Here is an 18548-nt window from a genome sequence, read left to right on the forward strand (position 1 = left end):
CGGACACCCTTGCTCTTGGCTATCCCCTACTTCTGTCTCCGGGGGTCGGGACTTACACCCTATAGTTCATGCGCATGCCGGGCGCACATAAAAAACTCTCTACATCCAAAATGATGCAGAGAGTTCGATTTATGATGTTATACAGAAGAGCGGTAACTATTGAGAAGCTTCTTTTGCTTGCTGACAAGACTTAGCTTAACGGCAGTTTCATTTAATTCATTGCGTATTTGTAAATCATATGCGCCGTCCAAATAACTAGCCTCTATTTTATTTGAGCGTTGTTGAAGTTGTTTAGTGTTGTCCGTACTCTTCTTATCTTTATTTTTTTGCATACTCTTTTTAAACTGTTGTTTCGGATTTTGTCCAAAATTGTGGCTTATATCCCCTGCATGTAAATACTGTTGCTCGTTCCGAAATATACTACTTGTCGTCGCACTTACTCTAGAAGTCCTCATAAATAATTACCCTCCTTTACTTTTTATCAGCTCTATAGGTATTTATATCGACATTATATGCGAAAAATTAACGGTGTAGAACCAAATCTTTAAAAAAAAGGAGAAAAGGGCTATCTGAAAAAGTAATAATCACTTTTTCTTATAACTCTTTTCCCAAATATTTATTGGCTTATCATAGAAGTTGAGAATGACATTTGTTAAAGCGCATGCCTTTTATCTTCATTCAGTAGAAGACTCCTACCTCTGAAGGTAGTGAGATAAATACGGATGTGGTTCCCTATCAATAGGCTCCATCCCCCCTACTGAATGAAGATAAAGCCTCCGGCGGATGTCACGGATTTTCAAAGGAATGAATTTAAGGATGTTAGCCTAAAATCTTCGCATCCTGCGAAAACGGCTAACTGACCTGCATCGTGCAGGCCTGAGCACAATTCAAAATCCGGACGCAATTACGCCAAGGCGAAATTGATATAGGTTGATTGGAGTAGAGACTGGTGGTGATAGCCTATATATTACTTCCAAAAATCATCAAATATTGTAATCGGCATATGACGTTTATGTTGAGAACGTAAATAATGCCCTTCTAATGTTTTACGAGCTTCTTCAGGGATCTCCTTCCCTTCTAAATAATCATCAATCTGGTCATATGTCAGACCAAGTGCTGCTTCGTCTGGTAAAGAAGGGCGATTTTCCTCTAAATCTGCAGTTGGTACCTTTAAATAAAGATGCTCTGGACAATTAAGCACAGTTAATATTTGTTTCCCCTGACGCTTGTTGAGACGGAAGATTGGCATTAAATCCGCACCACCATCTCCAAACTTAGTGTAAAAACCTGTAATTGCTTCTGCAGCATGATCTGTCCCAAGCACAACAGCATTATTCATAGCAGCAATAGAATATTGCACCTTCATTCGCTCACGTGCCTTTTCATTCCCTTTTACAAAATCACTGACCTCAATACCTGCATTAGCTAATGATTCCATACTAGCATCGACGGCATTTTTAATATTTACTGTGAAGGTTTTCGTAGGTTTAATATAATCAATGGCATCCTGACAGTCCTTTTCATCAGCCTGCACACCATATGGTAAGCGGACAGCCCAAAATGAATACTTTGCTTCCCCGACCTCGGCATTTAACTCATCAACTGCAAGCTGTGTTATTTTTCCCGTTAATGTGGAGTCTTGACCACCTGATATCCCGAGAACAAATCCCTTTACAAAGCTATAGCGACGAGCATATTCCTTTAAAAAATCGATGGATTTGCGAATCTCTTCCTGCTCATCAATAGTAGGTAATACACGTAATTCCTTAATGATTTCTTGCTGTAATGTCATTTTGTCCTTCACTCCTTACGCTTTACAATCGATTGACCATTTCACTTACTTCTTCAATATTACGCATTTTATTATTCCAGCATTTTTGGCTTAAATCGACTGGGTATTTCTCAGGATTCATGGCGCGTTTATATTCATCCCATAACAACTCTAAATTATTAGCTGCATAATCGCGCATTTCTTCCAAAGTAGGATTTTGATAATGTATTTCACCATTTTTAATTACATGATGATGTAAATTCTTAGCTTCAAAGTTCGTTACAAATTTTGATACGAATGTATGAACAGGGTGGAACATTTTAATTCTTTCCTCTGATTGAGGATTTTCATCTTGCATCGTGATGTAATCTCCCTCTGCCTTGCCATTCTTTCGATCAATAATGCGATATACGTGTTTAAGACCTGGCGTCGTTACCTTTTCAGCATTCGCAGAAATTTTAATCGTATCTTCTAATTGCCCATCGTCATTTTCAATAGCGACCATTTTATAAACAGCCCCTAAAGCTGGTTGATCATATGCAGTAATAAGCTTTGTACCAATTCCCCACACATCAACTTTTGCACCTTGAGCCTTTAAGTTTAAGATCGTGTATTCATCTAAGTCATTTGATACGATAATTTTAGCGTTTTGGAAGCCCGCCTCATCTAACATACGTCGTGCTTCTTTTGACAAGAAAGCTATATCCCCACTGTCTAATCGAATTCCAATAAAATTAATTTTGTCTCCAAGCTCTTTAGCCACTTGGATCGCTGTTGGCACACCCGATTTTAACGTATTATAAGTATCTACAAGGAATACGCAATCACGATGACGTTTTGCATAGGAGTGAAATGCATCATAATCATTTTTATAGGCCTGTACAAGTGCATGTGCATGTGTACCTGATACTGGTATATTAAAGAGTTTACCTGCTCGCACATTACTAGTTGAAGCAAAACCACCAATAAACGCCGCACGCGTTCCCCAAATTGCTGCGTCCATCTCCTGAGCGCGTCGTGTACCGAACTCCATCGCCACTTCATTTTTTATAATTTGTTTAATACGACTAGCCTTTGTTGCAATTAAGGTTTGGTAATTCACAATGTTAAGTAATGCGGTTTCAATTAGTTGCGCCTCCACTAACGGCGCTTCAATGCGGATAATTGGTTCATTAGCGAAAACAGTTTCTCCTTCCACCATAGAATACATATCTCCAGTAAAACGAATATTTTTTAAATACTCGATAAAATCCTCTTTATAACCAACCTCTTCACGCAAATATGCTATGTCCGAATCACTAAAGCGAAAATCACGTAAATACTCAAGAATTCTCTCTAATCCCGCAAAAATTGCATAACCATTGCCAAAAGGTAATTTTCTAAAATATAGTTCAAAAACTGCTTTTCTATTATGTATACCATCAGCCCAATACGATTCTGCCATATTGATTTGGTACAAGTCCGTGTGTAGCGCTAAGCTATCATCTGCATAGTTTGATCTCACAAGAAACCCCTTCTTCCGCTTTGATAATTAGTCCTAGTATACACTATATACCCAAATTCTTGCGTTTTACATTCCTCTATTTTAATGTGAGGTTTCCTTACATTAAAATCAGAAAATTTTGAATCATACACAATTTAGACACATTTTTTAGTACCGCTTTCATTCCCCTTATAAAAACCTTTTTCCTAAACTAGTACGAAATCCGAAATATACTATGTAACAAAACATAACACGCATTATAAAAAAACCATTGCACTGTTTTTTATGCCGTTTTAACATGTAAATTAAAATTACGACAAGGAGCTGGTAGTGATGAAAAAAATAGAAGCAATCATTCGTCCCGAAGTTTTCGGCGCTGTTAGGGACGGACTGGCACAGGAAGGAATTGCAGGACTAAGTGTTTCTGAAATAGCTGGCTGCGGAAAGCAATTAGGTCGGACTGGGTTATTTCGTGGAAATACCTATGAAATTGAATTTTTGCCGAAGTTGAAATTAGAAATGATTGTTGATGATGAAAAAGTAGATCCTATTGTAGAAGTTTTATTACGTGATGCAGCAACTGGCAAGGTTGGAGACGGAAAAATCTTTATTTATCCAGTAGAACAAGCAATTCGTATCCGCACAAAAGAAGTCGGATCGATTGCTGTAGAATAAGGGGGGCACATATATGGATGAAGTAATATTATCTGTAAATTTAGTTTGGGTAATGCTCGGTACAATTTTAGTATTCTTTATGCACGCTGGTTTTGCGATGGTTGAGGCTGGCTTTACGCGTTCAAAAAACGCAGTCAATATTATTATGAAAAACTTCCTTACTATTTCACTTGGCGGTATTGTCTATTTTCTATGTGGGTACGCTATTATGTTTGGTGATTCAGCTGGCGGTTTCTTCGGTACAAGTGGCTTTGCTTTAAATGGTGTAGATGATCTTTCCTTCTTTATCTTCCAAACGATGTTTGCAGCAACTGGAGCAACAATTTTATCTGGAGCAGTGGCGGAGCGTACTAATATCTTTGCTTATATCGGCGTTATTATTCTCATGTCATCACTTGTTTATCCTGTTGTTGGCCATTGGGTATGGAGTGATCAAGGTTGGTTAACAGATCTTGGCTTTGTTGACTTCGCAGGATCTACCGCTGTTCACTTAACAGGTGCAGTTGCGGCACTTGTAGCAGCAGTCATGGTTGGTCCCCGTCTTGGAAAATATGAAAATGGTCGTGTTAACGTTATTACAGGACATAGTATCCCATTAGGAGCTCTAGGTGTATTTTTACTTTGGTTTGGTTGGTTCGGCTTCAATGGTGCTTCTACACTAGCCGCTGATCCTAAACTTGTTCCTATTGTAATCGCAAATACATTTTTCGCAGCGGCTGCTGGAGTTGTCGCAACTGCCTTTTATACGCAGTTTCGATATGGTCATATTGATGGCTCACTAACATTAAACGGTGCTTTAGCAGGGCTCGTAGCTATTACTGCCGGGGCTGCTAATGTTAGTATTATCGGTTCAATCATGATCGGCTTGATTGCTGCTCCATTATTAGTTGAGGGTGTCCGCTTTATTGAATGGAAATTAAAAGTTGATGATCCTGTTGGGGCAATTGCTGTACACGGTATCTGTGGTGCTTGGGGTACCCTAGCAGTTGGCTTGTTTGATATTGGTGGTCGAGGGTTATTTTATGGAGGGGGCTTTGGCCTATTAGGTGTGCAAGCAATTGGCGTTATTGCTACAATTGCCTGGGTTAGCGTTTCAGTAACAGCTGGTTTATTTATAATAAAAGCATTTGTGCCATTACGTGTTTCTTCTGAAGAAGAAGTCTCTGGCCTAGATGTCATCGAACATGGCGCTCCAGCTTATGAATTTCAGGATATTTTCAAAGGCTCTGCCGTACGAGGAGAAACATTTGCACATCGTTTAACTCATTTCGGTAAAACACACACCGTTGTCAAAGAAGAACATGTATAGTGTCCAGCAAGCTTTTATTCCTTCTCAATAAAGAACAAGAATGTGCATAAGAAGCAGCTTATGCACATTCTTGTTTATACTCTCTCTAGCTCAAGTAAAAATTCTTTCATCGCTAATCCACTACGAAAACCTGTTAGCTTACCATTTTTTCCAATCACACGATGACACGGAATAATCGCTAATATAGGATTGGCACCTATAGCACTACCCACAGCTCTTACCGCTTTCGGATTCCCGATGCGATGTGCAATGTCTGAGTACGTTGCAGTTGCACCGTATGGTAGCTCCTTTAAGGCATCCCATACTGCTAGTTGAAACGGAGTCCCTTTGACATGTATCGGCAAATCAAATTCAGTAAGCTCTCCATTAAAATAAGCTGTTAATTGCTTTATATAAGGTTGTAACTTTACTTTATGTTCTTCAAAGCGATAGCCTTTAAATGGCTTTTTCGCCCACACTTCTACCTCGTCAAACGATACATTTGGTGTTCCGATATATACAAGACCTTCATCTGAGGCAACGATATACAAAGTGCCCTGTGCATATGTTAGTGTATCTACATATAATACATCCATCCCCTGCTCCCCTTACATTCATAATGATCATCAAAATCTACAAAATGCAAAAAATGTAAAACGGCTGTAGCTCTCCATAATTTCATGCTACAGTTATTTTACTTACTATTATAAAGGAGTTCAACTATATGAATACGTTATACGAGCCTGCTATTCACCTTCAACAGGTCAGCTTTTCAGCAAATAACAAAACGATATTAAAAGCGATTACAGGGTCATTCCCTAAAGGCAAAATCACAACTTTAGTTGGTCCTTCAGGTGCTGGTAAAACAACTCTGCTCAAATTGTGTAATGGTCTATTAACGCCAACAGATGGTCAAATATTAATTGATAATCAATCTATTTATACATACGAACCAACTACTTTAAGAAAACATGTAGGCATTGCTCTTCAAGCAGCACCCATGATAGCGGGCACAGTGTTTGAAAATCTTGCACTTCCACGTTCGTTACAAGGAAAAAAACTGACAAAGCAAGAAGCCATTCAATATTTACAAGATGTTGGATTAGATCAGAGCTTTTTACAACGTCCTACAAATGGGTTATCAGGCGGACAACGGCAAAAGGTCTCTATTGCCAGAACACTTATTAATCAATCTTCTATTTTATTGTTAGACGAAATCACATCTGCATTAGACCGTCAATCCGTGCAGGAAATTGAGACACTTATTGCTTCTATCAATAAAAAATACAATGTCACAATGATTTGGATAACGCATAATTTACAGCAAGCATTAACAATCGGGCACTATACTTGGGTCATGATGGATGGTGAGCTAATTGAAACAGGTAAAAGCTCCTTACTAAACGCCCCTACAGATCCACGTGTCGCAGAATTTGTACAGGGGGTAAATGCATGACCTATATATCGCTTTCCCTAACATTAATTTTTGTTTTTATCCCACTGTTACTGTCCAAAACGTTAAAGCTTGGACTTGAAAAAGATACAATCCTTGCAACAATACGTTCAATTATTCAACTGCTTGCAGTAGGCTATATTTTAAAATTTGTTTTTGATGCCCAAAGCTATATGTATATTTTTCTTATGGTTGCATTAATGATCGTAGTGGCAACATTAAATGCTCGCAAAAAAGGAAAGGGTATTAAAGGAATTACTTGGAAAATAGCACTAACTCTTATTGTAATAGAATTTGTTACACAAGGTGTATTGCTTGGCTTTAATATTGTTCCAGCAACTGCACAATATATTATTCCAATTAGTGGTATGATGATTGGCAACTCAATGGTATTATCTATTTTATTTTTAAATCGTTTTACAGCAGAAATTACAAGTCACCAAAATGAAATTGAGTTAATTTTATCCCTTGGAGGCACACCAAAACAAGCAATTCATCGACAGCTAATTAATGCGGTAAAAACAAGTATGATCCCTACAATCGAAAGCCAAAAAACGATTGGTCTCGTACAATTGCCAGGTATGATGAGCGGCCAAATAATTGGTGGTGCAGACCCTATTCAAGCAGTACAATTTCAACTACTAATCATTTTCGCCCTTCTAACAACTGCGACATTATCGAGCATAATGATAGGTTTTTTAAGCTATCCTGCACTTTTTAATGAACGCATGCAACTACTTGAAATGAAATAATTGTTATAGTGAAATCAATATATATTTTCTAAATTATGTTATACTAAGAAGAAAATGCAGTGAGGAGAATGACCATGTTATTACGCGATTTTTTCATCCACTTATCTGAAAACCAACTATTAAATAGTTCTGCCAAAAAATACGGTCTAAAATTAGGAGCACAAAATGTAGTAGCTGGTACAAATATTGAAGAAACAATTGCAAGCATCAAAGAACTTAATGCACATAATATCTCTTGCACAGTAGATAATTTAGGGGAATTTGTTTCAACTGAAGAAGAAGCAACGAAAGCTAAAGAACAAATCCTTGCTGTTATTGAAGCTATTCATGAAAACAGTGTTAATGCACATATTTCGTTAAAGCCCTCTCAACTAGGCTTAGATATTGATGTTGATTTTTGCTACGACAATTTATATGAGATTGTAGAAAAAGCAGCAGCATTTGATATATTTGTTAACTTTGATATGGAAGATTACGGTCGTTTACAAACTTCCTTTGATATGGTTGAAGAGCTATCCAAAACTTTTAATAATGTAGGTACTGTGATCCAATCTTACTTTTACCGTGCAAAAGACGATATTGAAAAATTCAAAGACTATCGTCTACGTATCGTAAAAGGTGCTTATAAAGAACCTGTAGAAGTTGCTTTCCAAGATAAATTAGATATCGATTTAAACTTCATTGAGTTAATCGAGTATCATTTACTAAACGGTAAATTTACGTCCATCGCGACACATGACCATAATGTTATTGCTCACGTAAAACGATTTGTAGCAGACAATAATATTCCGCTCGATAAATTCGAGTTCCAAATGCTTTACGGCTTCCGTACAGATATGCAAAAAGAGCTTGCTACAGAAGGCTATAACTTCTGTGTATATGTACCATTCGGCGAAGATTGGTATGGCTACTTTATGCGCCGTTTAGCAGAGCGTCCTCAAAACATTAATCTTGTGACAAAGCAAGTATTTACGAAAAAAACGAATACAGTCCTTGCTGTAGCAGCAGGTGCATTCGTTCTTGGACGTTTAACAAAACGTAAGAAATAAGGTTTATTATAAAGAAGCCAGAAGCTTAATCGAATAAGCTTCTGGCTTTAGTTTTAGCTATTTAAAAGGGCTGTACGGTGAAAATAACTCGTTACAATTTGTTCCTCTAACTAAAGTTGCTCTAATACTTACTTTCCATAGGCGAATACCAAGCCGCTTTCCTCACTGTGTTCAATTTAGAGCAGTAAGACTCCCTCCTCAAAATTCTGTGAAAGCAATGAATGTCGGCTGGAAGTTAACTGCCCGATTGGTGAAGATTGATAATCAGCGGGGATGAAGAACCCCCACTGATTGAAGTTTCACTTTATTCAACATGTAAAGCAATAGTTGAAACAATTGTTTCTGCTGCGTACTCCCATTTACCATCAATATAGCTTCCTAGTTTTTGCCCAAGCTCTTGTATCATTTCTAGCGTAATCGGGATATCATTTTTTTCTGCTAACGCAGCGATAAATGGAGCTGATAAACTTGTCCATCCACCTCGATCAATTTTGATCTCCACTTTTTTTACTTCTCCGTTTTCTTTTTCAATATGGTAGTATAGCTGATCATCTGGACGCCAACTTAAATGATGGGAGACCTGACCATCTACTACTGTTAGTTCATTTTTTTTCGTAATAGCAGCTGGTTTTACATTAAATTCATGACCTAGTACATTTAGTTTTTTAATTTCAGGGCCGACTAATGCTGCCTGAACAGCTTTGTCCATACTATTTTGTAATGGGATAGATGTCTCCGTCTCAACTACTGGATCAACCATATCATCGCTTGCAGCAAAAACGGCTGAAGGATATGCGCTAGTCACGGCAAATGTTGTTGCTAATAATGCTGTTGAAGTAATTTTCATAATTTTTCCCATGATCATTTCCATCCTTCTTATTAAAATATTTATAGTTTTCTAAATATTATCATTAGTAGTCTAAAAATACAATATCCTAATATATTTTTCCAATGACAAAAGGCACTGAATTTAAAATAATTCAATGCCTTTTGTCTAATTTTAACCCATACACTCTCTTAGGTATAAAGGTATTCACGATAGGTTCTTAAGCTACTTATTTATTCCAACCTTTTTCTTTAAAGCGTGCAATGGCTTCAATACGATTCCCAACATTTAATTTTTCTAAAATAGTGGAGATGTAATTACGAACAGTCCCTGCTGATAAAAATAATTCTGCCGCAATTTCTTTTGTCGTTTTTCCCTCTGCAACAAGTGTCAGCACCTGACTCTCACGTTCAGTTAAAGGATTTTCACTATCATCCTCGTAGACAAAATCAACGAGTTCAGGCGCATAAATTCTTTTGCCATCCATAATCGTGCGAATACCACTGACCAATTCTTCTATTGGACTATCCTTTAACAGGTAGCCTCGAACGCTAGCCTTTCTTGCACGCTCAAAATAACCTGGCCTTGCAAATGTTGTTAATATAATTACTTTACAATCGGAACCAGAGGAATGCAGCTCCTCGGCAGCATCCAGTCCTGTTTTCAATGGCATTTCAATATCCATAATACAAATATCAGGCTGATGCTCTTCTACAAGCGCCAATGCCTCCTCACCATTTTTTGCTAAGCCGACGACCTCCATATCATCCTCCATACTAAGTAAAGAACGAAGTGCGCCTAATAGCATACCCTGATCTTCAGCAATTACAATTCGTATCATGTCACAATCCTCTTTTCTATATGTTCTTCAGATTTTCTTTGACCTTTTGATGCGTAATCGCCACTGGAATCGACACCGTTAATGTAGTACCCTCTGTACTTTCAATTTTAAAGGAACCGTTAATAAACTCTAAGCGTTCACGCATTCCCTTCAATCCGTTTCCTGTTTTCCAAGCTTGTTTTTTTGTGATGCCATGTCCATTATCACGAACTACTAAATATACTTCCTTAAAATTTTGATGGAAGGCTATTTCACATTTTGTAGCACCACTATGCTTAACGACATTATTAACTGCCTCTTTTAAGCACATGGATAATACATTTTCTACAAGTGGTGGAACTTGCAGTTTATCTTTATCTCCATCAAATACGAATTCCATTTCGGCCGCCTTTAACATTTGAGAAATACGCATAAGCTCATCCTCAAACCTAGCTGTTCGCATATCTGATACTAATTCACGTACCTCTTTTAATGCGATACTCGCCGTTTGACGAATATCCTTAATCTCAGTTAGAGCCTGCTGTGGATCACGTTCAATTAATCTTGAAGCTAAGTCACTTTTCAAACCTATCATCGATAATTTTTGACCGAGCGTATCATGTAAGTCACGAGCAATGCGTTGTCTTTCCTCAAAAACAATTAACTCAGCTATTCGTTCATTAGCAGTCTCAAGCTGACCCTCTAAATTTTCACGTTTATTTTTTGAATAAATCGTTAGTGGCATAAGCACCACTACTAAAATCGTTAAAACAACAAATGGTAGTTGTGATAAAAATAATTGTAGCTCAACAAAGAAGCCAATACCTGTCGAAATAACCGTAAAGCCAATATGTAATCCATATATAACATAGAAGCCAACAGGTCTACGAATATTCCCTATAAAGAAAGCTGTAAAAATTGATAAATACACATAACCATACAATATAGTCATAACGATATTAATGACCATCTCAAAACTAATCCACATATAAACTAGACCGCTTTTCGAATTCATGGAAAACCGATAGAAGATAAAATAGAGCATTAAAAATGTAATCCCTATTGATATTTCAATATAAGATGACTTTCTAAAAATGAAGAAAAACGGTAGAAAACAGAAAATAATCCATAAATATATACTGAGCATCGGACTATTCGGAATAATACTATGCCATTTCCTCATCATAATCTCACGCTCTTTCCTACTTTTCCCTCATTATAACAAGAAAATTAATTTTATGCCTGTACATGGTTATCAGTGTATGAGCCATATTGCAATAGACAACTCATTTATGTAAAACAGCCATCCCTTAATAGAGATGGCTGAAAAAAATTTTTACTAAGCAGCAAGACTGCCTCTTGCTTTTCTTTTGATTATTTCATTAACGTCTTTAAAGGATACAAACTTGCTTTGATCTTCATCATATAACTTGAAGCGTAATGATTCTAAGCTTTTACGTAATGTAATAGTCGTTGCAGTGTGTAATGGCGGTATTTCATTATGCGCTTGTTCAAGATTATAGTTCGGCACACGTGGAGCTAAATGATGTACATGGTGGAAACCAATATTGCCTGTCAACCATTGTAATAGCTTCGGTAATTTATAATACGAGCTACCTTCAACAGCAGCCTTTACATAATCCCACTCTGATTCATGCTCAAAATAAGAATCTTCATACGTATGTTGGATAAAAAATAACCAAATGCCCAGAGAAGCAGCAACATACAATGTTACAACGTGCACCAATACGAATGCTTGCCATCCCATAAAGTAAATTAACGCAACACAAATCCCCGTAATGACTATATTTGTTAAATAAGTGTTAAAACGTTCTTTCTGTTTAGCGTCATTACGATTTCGACGGTTTAAAATTAACACCATAAACAGTGGTCCTAAGCCAAACATTACGAATGGATTACGGTAAAAACGATACCATAAACGTTGTCCTTTAGATGCTTGTAAAAACTCTTCCACTGTCATCATATCAATATCACCAATACCACGCTTGTCTAAGTTCGAGCTAGTTGCGTGGTGAATTGTATGCTCGCGCTTCCATTTTTCATATGGGAATGATGTTAACACTCCAGTTACAAAACCAACCCAGTCGTTTGCTTTTTTACTTTTGAAAAATGAACCGTGTGTACAATCATGGAAAATAATAAATGTTCTTACGACAAAGCCAGCAGAAATTACACTTAAACCAACTGTTAACCATGGTGAAATATCCACCAACATATATGCAGCTACCCATAGAGCGATTAACGGTACAATCGTATTGACCATTTGAAAAATACTTTTAGCTGTATCAGATTTCGCAAATGGTGCTACATCCTGGCGCAGTTTTTTTGTTTTTTCTTTATCTGTTGCCATCGTTTTACTCCCTCGTTTCCTTTTTCTTATGACCTCATCATAAAACATGAGTGTAAACTAGCAACAGATGCAAACATCATAAAAAGGATATGACATTTGTCATACCCTTTTTATGCTTTTGGTCCAGTTAAATGTAGCTGATAAAACACAAGATCTAGCCATTGTCCAAATTTAAAGCCCGCATTTTTAATTGTCCCTGCATATTCAAAGCCTAATTTTTCATGTGCTTTAATGCTGCCCATATTTTCACCGTCAATGCCAGCTACGAGAGTCTTCACACCTTGCTCTTCTGCAATTCGAATAAGTTCATGCATTAACTTCGTAGCAATCCCCTTTTGATAGTGATCTTTATGCACATACACTGAGTGCTCCATAGTGTGTTTATAACCAGGGTATGGACGGAACTGACTATATGTTGCAAAGCCGGCTACTATGCCGTTTTCATCAAAGATAAGGAGAGGATTGCTAGATGTTTGCTGCTCCTTAAACCACTGCTTTTTTTCTTCTAACGATTGTGTCTCATATCGATAAACAGCTTTGCTCGTTAAAATAATGTCATTGTAGATGGCTAAAACCTCGGGCAAGTCTTTCTCTTCCATTAATCGAATCATCATACTCACGTCCTTCATTAATAGAAATAGTCCTAAAGCGCACTGTCCTAGGGGGCATCTAATCTTACTCCAATCAACTTATGCATATGTTTTAACAAAATATCATCCCACTTTCGGTGATGAACCTCTTATTTCAACTTTACACATTAAAATATCGAGCATCCGGATGTGCAAAGACAATTGCTGATACAGAAGCTTCTGGCTCCATCATAAAGCCTTCCGTTAAATGAACACCAATATCTTCTGGTTTTAATAAACCAAACAATTTCTCTTGATCCTCTAGGTTCGGACATGCCGGATAGCCGAATGAGAAGCGCTGTCCTTGATATTTTGCCGCAAATCGATCACGCATTGTAAAATCTGTCGCATCCGAGAAGCCCCACTGGTCACGAATTTCTTGGTGCATACGCTCCGCAAAGCCTTCCGCAAGCTCAAGCGCTGTAGATTGTAATGCATGACTTTCGAGGAATTTACCTTCTTCTTTTAGCTGACGAGCCTTTGCCATGACACCTTGTCCTGCCGTTACGACCATTAAGGCAATATAGTCCATTTCACCGCTTTCGACTGTTTTTAGGTAATCTGCTAGACATAAAAACGGTTCAACCTGCTGACGCGGGAAGGTAAATCGTTCAATTTCCGTTTTACTATCCGCTGGATCATAAACGACTACATCATCCCCATCTGCTTGTGCAGGGAAAAACTGATACATACCTGATGGCTTCAATAGATCACCTTGCAAATAATCATCGACTAAGTCTTTTAATTCTGTTGCTCTTGCATCTCCAGCATCAAGTAATTGCTGAACTTGCCCCTTTAAACCTAAGTGATGTCCAAGTAATGTCCGCATATTAACATATGGATATAAATGCGAAACAGCATATTCTCGCTTTACATGGCGTCGCAAATCAGCCGGAAGAAAGACAGATGCTTCTTTTACCGTGCGCGCAGGCTTTACAGTTACTTCTTTTGCAGGACGAGCCGCTCTTTTTTCGTCTGCCTCTAAGCGTTTTTTCCGTGATTCCTCAATTTCAACTAAGAAGTCAGCACGTGTATCTGTTCCCATTAACCGATTCGCCTGCTCTAATCCTTGCATCGCATCCTTTGAATAAATGACAGGTCCATTATATTCGCCGGCGATTTTCGTTTCAGTAAAGCGACGAGATAATGCAGCCCCTCCTACTAAAATCGGTACGTCAATACCCGCTTCCTTGAAGTCCTGAGCTGTAATAACCATTTGCTGTGCTGATTTTACAAGTAAGCCAGAAAGCCCAATGAAATCTGGCTTTTCCTTACGAATTGCTTCAATTAATTGGGCAGGTGTTACTTTAATGCCAAGATCAACAACCTTATAGCCATTATTACTTAAAATAATATCGACTAGGTTTTTCCCAATATCATGAACATCACCTTTTACAGTAGCAAGTACCATTTTCCCCTTACCAGTACTCTCTTCATTTTTCTCCATAAATTGTTCTAAATGTGCCACTGCTGCCTTCATAACTCCTGCTGATTGCAATACTTCCGCTACGATTAGCTGATTATCATTAAATAAGCGACCAACCTCAGCCATTCCATTCATTAATGGTCCATTAATAATATCTAGTGGCATTTCGAAAATTTCACGAGCAGCATCTAAATCCTCAATAAGACCTTCCTTTGTACCTTCTAAAATATAGTAAGCCAAACGACCTTCTACCGTTTTCGGAATATCTTCCTCCGTTTTTTCCTTCTTTTTATCACGATAGAAATCCGTGAAGACTGCTAATGTTTCGTCATTTGTATTAAAGAGTAATTCATTGGCTAGCTTAATTTCCGCTTCAGGGATAGATGCATAACGTTCCAGCTTTTCGGTATTAACAATTGCATAATCTAAACCAGCCTGTGTACAGTGATATAAATACACAGCATTTAATACTTCCCGACCTACAGGTGGTAATCCGAATGAAATATTACTTACACCAAGCACTGTTAATGTACGTGGCATTTTTTCTTTAATAAGGCGAATTCCTTCAACTGTTTCAAGTGCTGAGCCAATATACTGCTCATCTCCCGTACCTACAGGGAACATTAATGGGTCAAAAATGATATCCTCAGGTGCAATGCCCCACTTTTCTGTTAACAAATTATAGGATCGCTCAGCAATCTCTAGCTTGCGGTGTCGATCAACCGCCATGCCTTGCTCATCAATTGTACCCACAACTAAAGAGGCACCATATTTTTTCACTAACGGTAAAACTGCATCAAAACGCTCCTCGCCATCTTCTAAGTTAATAGAATTTATGATAGCTTTCCCTTGAGAAAACTTAAGTGCTTCTTCAATTACTTTTTCATCTGTCGAGTCAATAACAAGAGGTACTTTTACTTTTTTTACAACCTCTTGCATAAAACCTTGCATATCAGCTAATTCATCGCGGTCAGGATTCGCTAAACAAATATCAATAACATGTGCTCCATTTTTCACTTGGGCACGAGCGATTTCAGCTGCTTCCTCAAACTTTCCGTCAATAATTAAATTTTTAAACTTTCTAGAGCCGATTACATTTGTACGTTCCCCAATAAATAATGGACGCATGGAATCGTCGTACACTAATGGCTCGATACCTGATACTACATGACCATGCGTTGCAACTGGTAATTGGCGAGGCTTTTCGTCCCTTAGCACCTCTCGAATTGCTGCAATATGTGCTGGCGTTGTACCACAGCAACCTCCGACAATATTCAGCCAACCCTTTTCTGCAAAACCTTTTAATTTCTGAGATAACGATTCAGGCGACTCATGGTAGCAACCTTCCTCATCAGGTAAGCCCGCATTCGGATAACAACTAATATAGCCAGTTGAAAGCTCTGCTAATGAGCGAATGTGGTCAGTCATAAACTCTGGTCCCGTCGCACAGTTTAAGCCGACTGATAACGGCTTAATATGCTCAATGGAAATGTAGAAAGCATCGATTGTTTGACCGGCAAGTGTCGTGCCCATCGGTTCAATTGTTCCCGATATCATCACAGGGAGCTCTTTTCCAGTTGCTTCAAAAGCGCGAGATACGCCTAGAGTCCCCGCCTTAACATTCAACATATCCTGACTTGTTTCTAGCAATAGAACGTCCGCCCCAGCTTCGATTAATGCCTTGGCCTGAACGTAAAAGTTTTCCTCTAACTCATCAAATGAAATACCACCTGTTACCGACAAGGTTTTTGTAGTTGGCCCCATAGCCCCCGCTACAAAACGTGGCCAATCGGATGTTGAAAATTCATCTACTACTTTGCGCGCAATTTCCACAGCACGTTTATTGATTTCTTCTGCCTTCTCGCCAAGATCATATTCGTTTAGTACAAGTGGTGTTCCACCAAATGTATTTGTACAAATAATATCTGCTCCAGCCTCTAAATATTTTCTATGAACTTTTTCAAGCACATCTGGTCTAGTTAGCACAAGATTTTCATTACAGCCATCGTATTCTTCGCCGCCAAAATCCTCCGCTAATAAATTTTCATTTTGTAGCATTGTACCCATTGCGCCATCAAGAATTAATATTCGTTTCTCAAGTTGTTCTTCAATCAAGTGCTTAGCCATTTATACTTACCCCTTTTTTCTGTTCATCCAATTGCTCAATATATTTCATCAATTCAAGTGTCATATCATAGCGCAGAAACGGTGTGATAAGATAAATACCATTGAAATATTCCGCTGCTACTTCTACTAATTCCTTGGCAATTGCAATCCCTTCTAGTGTTGCGCGTTCCTTATCATCACCACAAGCCTTCATACGCGTTAACGCATCATCTGATAGTTTGATGCCTGGTACTTCATGATGTAAAAACTCCGCACTTTTATAGCTCGTTACTGGCATAATACCTATATATATTGGTGTTTCTAAATGCTTTATCGCCTCGTAAATTTCCACGATTTTTTCCTTTGTATAAACAGGCTGTGAAATAAAATAATCTGCCCCATGTTCAATTTTCTTTTCTAATCGAGACACAGCACGATCCAGTACACGTACATTAGGATTAAACGCTGCCGCTACAGAGAAATTTGCCTTTTTACGAAGTGGTTTCCCTGAGAACGATACACCTTCATTTAACTGTTTTATTAATTGGATTAGTTCCATTGAAGATACGTCATAAACGCTAGTCGCCCCTGGGAAATCACCTACCTTTGTCGGATCTCCAGTAACCGCTAAAATATCATGAATCCCAAGTGCATTTAATCCCATTAAATGTGATTGAAGACCAATTAAATTACGATCTCGGCATGTTATATGTGTCAATGGGCGTACCCCATGTACTTCTTTTAATAAGGCACCCATCGCAATATTACTAATCCTTGGCGATGCCAGTGAATTATCAGCCATCATGACTACATCTGCGCCAGCTTTATACAATTTTTCGGCACCTTCAATAAAGCCTTCAATTTCTAAATGTCTAGGAGTATCTAACTCCACGATAACTGAGCGTTCTCGTTTTACTTTTACATGTAATGGCTCATAACTTGGCGGCTCTGCCTCACGTAAAACTGCGATTTTTTCTGGCTTTGCGTGCTTTTCCTCAACTGGAGATAGCGCCTCTAAATACTTTTTCACTGCGGCAATATGTTTGGGTGTCGTACCACAGCAACCACCTATTAAACGCACTCCCTGATCACGAAGTGCTACAGCTGCTCGCCCAAAATAATCTGCCTCAGATTCATAAACGACACGGCCATCCTCCAAATCAAGAAGAGATGCATTCGGATACGCTGACATAAATGCCTTTTCAGGAAGCTCTACACCTTCAAATGCTTGAATAGTATGGTGTGGGCCTAAGCGACAGTTAACACCTACGATATCAGCACCTAGCGCTTCAAGTTTATGTAAAGCGGCGTTTAAACTCATTCCATTTTGCAAAATGCCTGGTTCGTGCATAGAAACTTGCGCAATAATCGGTAATTTTGTTTTAGCCCGTAGCATTGTTAAAGTTGCTGTCAGCTCTTCAAAATCATAATAGGTTTCAAGCAAAAGACCATCTGGATTTCCCGCAAGTAAAACAGTTGTTTGCTCTTCAACCGTTGCTAGAATTTCCTCCAACGTTGCATCACTCTTTCGAATACCACGGATTCCTCCAATAGTACCCAAGACAAATTGTCCACCATCTGCCGCCGCTCGTTTGGCAATCGTAATAGCAGCTTCATTAAACTGCTGCACACGTGATTCTAATCCATAGCGAACTAATTTTATGGCATTAGCTCCATAAGTGTTTGTTTGAATAATGTCGGCTCCAGCTGCTATATACTCTCTATGAATCTTTTCAATTAATTCTGGTCTCTGAACATTCATTTCCTCATGGCAGTACTCCAAGCCATAGCCATATAAAAGCGTACCAATTGCACCATCTGCCGTAAGAACATTCGTTTTTAACTTTTCAAGCAATCCCATAAAACTAGCCTCTCTTCCCTTATCTATAAAATAAAAAA

16 protein-coding genes are annotated in these 18548 nt (G+C 38.3%); 5 read left to right on the top strand and 11 right to left on the bottom strand.

Features of this window, described 5'->3' with window-relative positions; translation table 11 throughout:
• Positions 1-137 precede the first annotated feature (137 nt).
• The 3 genes from ACVWXS_RS18435 to ACVWXS_RS18445 all read right to left on the bottom strand — a co-directional run bounded on the left by ACVWXS_RS18435 (position 138) and on the right by ACVWXS_RS18445 (position 3275).
• Positions 138-455, bottom strand: coding sequence for an NAD synthetase (locus ACVWXS_RS18435; protein ID WP_423492074.1), 318 nt, complete (start codon positions 453-455; stop codon positions 138-140).
• Between the two features lie 512 nt (positions 456-967).
• A complete protein-coding gene (gene nadE / locus ACVWXS_RS18440) occupies positions 968-1792 on the bottom strand; it encodes an ammonia-dependent NAD(+) synthetase (protein WP_427421450.1) in 825 nt (274 codons plus the stop codon).
• A 22-nt stretch (positions 1793-1814) separates the two neighbouring features.
• On the bottom strand, positions 1815-3275 hold the full coding sequence (locus ACVWXS_RS18445) for a nicotinate phosphoribosyltransferase (protein WP_456959558.1): 1461 nt from the start codon (positions 3273-3275) through the stop codon (positions 1815-1817).
• A 312-nt stretch (positions 3276-3587) separates the two neighbouring features.
• Here ACVWXS_RS18445 and ACVWXS_RS18450 point away from each other — a divergent pair, with 312 nt between their 5' ends.
• Complete coding sequence (locus tag ACVWXS_RS18450; RefSeq protein WP_068986411.1) at positions 3588-3929, top strand: P-II family nitrogen regulator; 342 nt, start codon at positions 3588-3590, stop codon at positions 3927-3929.
• A 13-nt stretch (positions 3930-3942) separates the two neighbouring features.
• A complete protein-coding gene (locus tag ACVWXS_RS18455) occupies positions 3943-5238 on the top strand; it encodes an ammonium transporter (protein WP_368638146.1) in 1296 nt (431 codons plus the stop codon).
• A gap of 74 nt (positions 5239-5312) precedes the next feature.
• Here ACVWXS_RS18455 and ACVWXS_RS18460 read toward each other — a convergent pair whose 3' ends face one another.
• Positions 5313-5813, bottom strand: coding sequence for a methylated-DNA--[protein]-cysteine S-methyltransferase (locus ACVWXS_RS18460; protein WP_368638145.1), 501 nt, complete (start codon positions 5811-5813; stop codon positions 5313-5315).
• A 128-nt stretch (positions 5814-5941) separates the two neighbouring features.
• On the opposite strand from ACVWXS_RS18460, the gene ACVWXS_RS18465 reads away from it, so the two are divergent.
• The 3 genes from ACVWXS_RS18465 (at position 5942) to ACVWXS_RS18475 (ending at position 8471) form a co-directional block, all read left to right on the top strand.
• Entirely contained in the window at positions 5942-6673 is a 732-nt protein-coding gene (locus tag ACVWXS_RS18465) for an ABC transporter ATP-binding protein (protein WP_456959560.1), read from the top strand.
• On the top strand, positions 6670-7422 hold the full coding sequence (locus tag ACVWXS_RS18470; protein WP_456959561.1) for an ABC transporter permease: 753 nt from the start codon (positions 6670-6672) through the stop codon (positions 7420-7422). Before ACVWXS_RS18465 ends, ACVWXS_RS18470 begins: the two co-directional genes overlap by 4 nt.
• Positions 7423-7496: 74 nt before the next feature.
• Positions 7497-8471 (top strand): proline dehydrogenase family protein, encoded by a 975-nt coding sequence (locus ACVWXS_RS18475; RefSeq protein WP_368638143.1) that lies wholly within the window; start codon positions 7497-7499, stop codon positions 8469-8471.
• A 304-nt stretch (positions 8472-8775) separates the two neighbouring features.
• Here the strand turns inward: ACVWXS_RS18475 and ACVWXS_RS18480 are convergent, their stop codons facing one another.
• From ACVWXS_RS18480 to ACVWXS_RS18510, 7 genes are all read right to left on the bottom strand, one after another.
• The gene (locus ACVWXS_RS18480) at positions 8776-9330 is read right to left on the bottom strand and encodes a methyltransferase (protein ID WP_456959562.1); all 555 of its coding nucleotides are present in this window, start codon (positions 9328-9330) and stop codon (positions 8776-8778) included.
• A gap of 196 nt (positions 9331-9526) precedes the next feature.
• Positions 9527-10138, bottom strand: coding sequence for a response regulator (locus tag ACVWXS_RS18485; protein ID WP_368638141.1), 612 nt, complete (start codon positions 10136-10138; stop codon positions 9527-9529).
• Positions 10139-10154: 16 nt separating this feature from the next.
• Positions 10155-11300 (bottom strand): sensor histidine kinase, encoded by a 1146-nt coding sequence (locus ACVWXS_RS18490; protein WP_423473014.1) that lies wholly within the window; start codon positions 11298-11300, stop codon positions 10155-10157.
• A 156-nt stretch (positions 11301-11456) separates the two neighbouring features.
• The gene (gene desA / locus ACVWXS_RS18495) at positions 11457-12488 is read right to left on the bottom strand and encodes a Delta(5) desaturase DesA (RefSeq protein WP_456959563.1); all 1032 of its coding nucleotides are present in this window, start codon (positions 12486-12488) and stop codon (positions 11457-11459) included.
• A 110-nt stretch (positions 12489-12598) separates the two neighbouring features.
• Positions 12599-13099, bottom strand: coding sequence for a GNAT family N-acetyltransferase (locus tag ACVWXS_RS18500; protein WP_368638166.1), 501 nt, complete (start codon positions 13097-13099; stop codon positions 12599-12601).
• 139 nt (positions 13100-13238) lie between these two features.
• On the bottom strand, positions 13239-16670 hold the full coding sequence (gene metH, locus ACVWXS_RS18505) for a methionine synthase (protein ID WP_456959564.1): 3432 nt from the start codon (positions 16668-16670) through the stop codon (positions 13239-13241).
• Entirely contained in the window at positions 16663-18510 is a 1848-nt protein-coding gene (locus tag ACVWXS_RS18510) for a bifunctional homocysteine S-methyltransferase/methylenetetrahydrofolate reductase (RefSeq protein ID WP_456959565.1), read from the bottom strand. Before ACVWXS_RS18510 ends, metH begins: the two co-directional genes overlap by 8 nt.
• Positions 18511-18548 lie beyond the last annotated feature (38 nt).

This window comes from Lysinibacillus sp. TE18511, from assembly GCF_054062295.1.

What these genes read in the sequence shown, in the direction of transcription:
- ACVWXS_RS18500 (WP_368638166.1), bottom strand. Translation starts at nt 13,099, where the DNA reads ATGATTCGATTAATGGAAGAGAAAGACTTGCCCGAGGTTTTAGCCATC.
- ACVWXS_RS18465 (WP_456959560.1), top strand. Translation starts at nt 5,942, where the DNA reads ATGAATACGTTATACGAGCCTGCTATTCACCTTCAACAGGTCAGCTTT.
- metH (WP_456959564.1), bottom strand. Translation starts at nt 16,670, where the DNA reads ATGGCTAAGCACTTGATTGAAGAACAACTTGAGAAACGAATATTAATT.
- nadE (WP_427421450.1), bottom strand. Translation starts at nt 1,792, where the DNA reads ATGACATTACAGCAAGAAATCATTAAGGAATTACGTGTATTACCTACT.
- ACVWXS_RS18490 (WP_423473014.1), bottom strand. Translation starts at nt 11,300, where the DNA reads ATGAGGAAATGGCATAGTATTATTCCGAATAGTCCGATGCTCAGTATA.
- ACVWXS_RS18455 (WP_368638146.1), top strand. Translation starts at nt 3,943, where the DNA reads ATGGATGAAGTAATATTATCTGTAAATTTAGTTTGGGTAATGCTCGGT.
- ACVWXS_RS18470 (WP_456959561.1), top strand. Translation starts at nt 6,670, where the DNA reads ATGACCTATATATCGCTTTCCCTAACATTAATTTTTGTTTTTATCCCA.
- ACVWXS_RS18475 (WP_368638143.1), top strand. Translation starts at nt 7,497, where the DNA reads ATGTTATTACGCGATTTTTTCATCCACTTATCTGAAAACCAACTATTA.
- ACVWXS_RS18450 (WP_068986411.1), top strand. Translation starts at nt 3,588, where the DNA reads ATGAAAAAAATAGAAGCAATCATTCGTCCCGAAGTTTTCGGCGCTGTT.
- ACVWXS_RS18435 (WP_423492074.1), bottom strand. Translation starts at nt 455, where the DNA reads ATGAGGACTTCTAGAGTAAGTGCGACGACAAGTAGTATATTTCGGAAC.
- ACVWXS_RS18485 (WP_368638141.1), bottom strand. Translation starts at nt 10,138, where the DNA reads ATGATACGAATTGTAATTGCTGAAGATCAGGGTATGCTATTAGGCGCA.
- ACVWXS_RS18510 (WP_456959565.1), bottom strand. Translation starts at nt 18,510, where the DNA reads ATGGGATTGCTTGAAAAGTTAAAAACGAATGTTCTTACGGCAGATGGT.
- desA (WP_456959563.1), bottom strand. Translation starts at nt 12,488, where the DNA reads ATGGCAACAGATAAAGAAAAAACAAAAAAACTGCGCCAGGATGTAGCA.
- ACVWXS_RS18480 (WP_456959562.1), bottom strand. Translation starts at nt 9,330, where the DNA reads ATGGGAAAAATTATGAAAATTACTTCAACAGCATTATTAGCAACAACA.
- ACVWXS_RS18460 (WP_368638145.1), bottom strand. Translation starts at nt 5,813, where the DNA reads ATGGATGTATTATATGTAGATACACTAACATATGCACAGGGCACTTTG.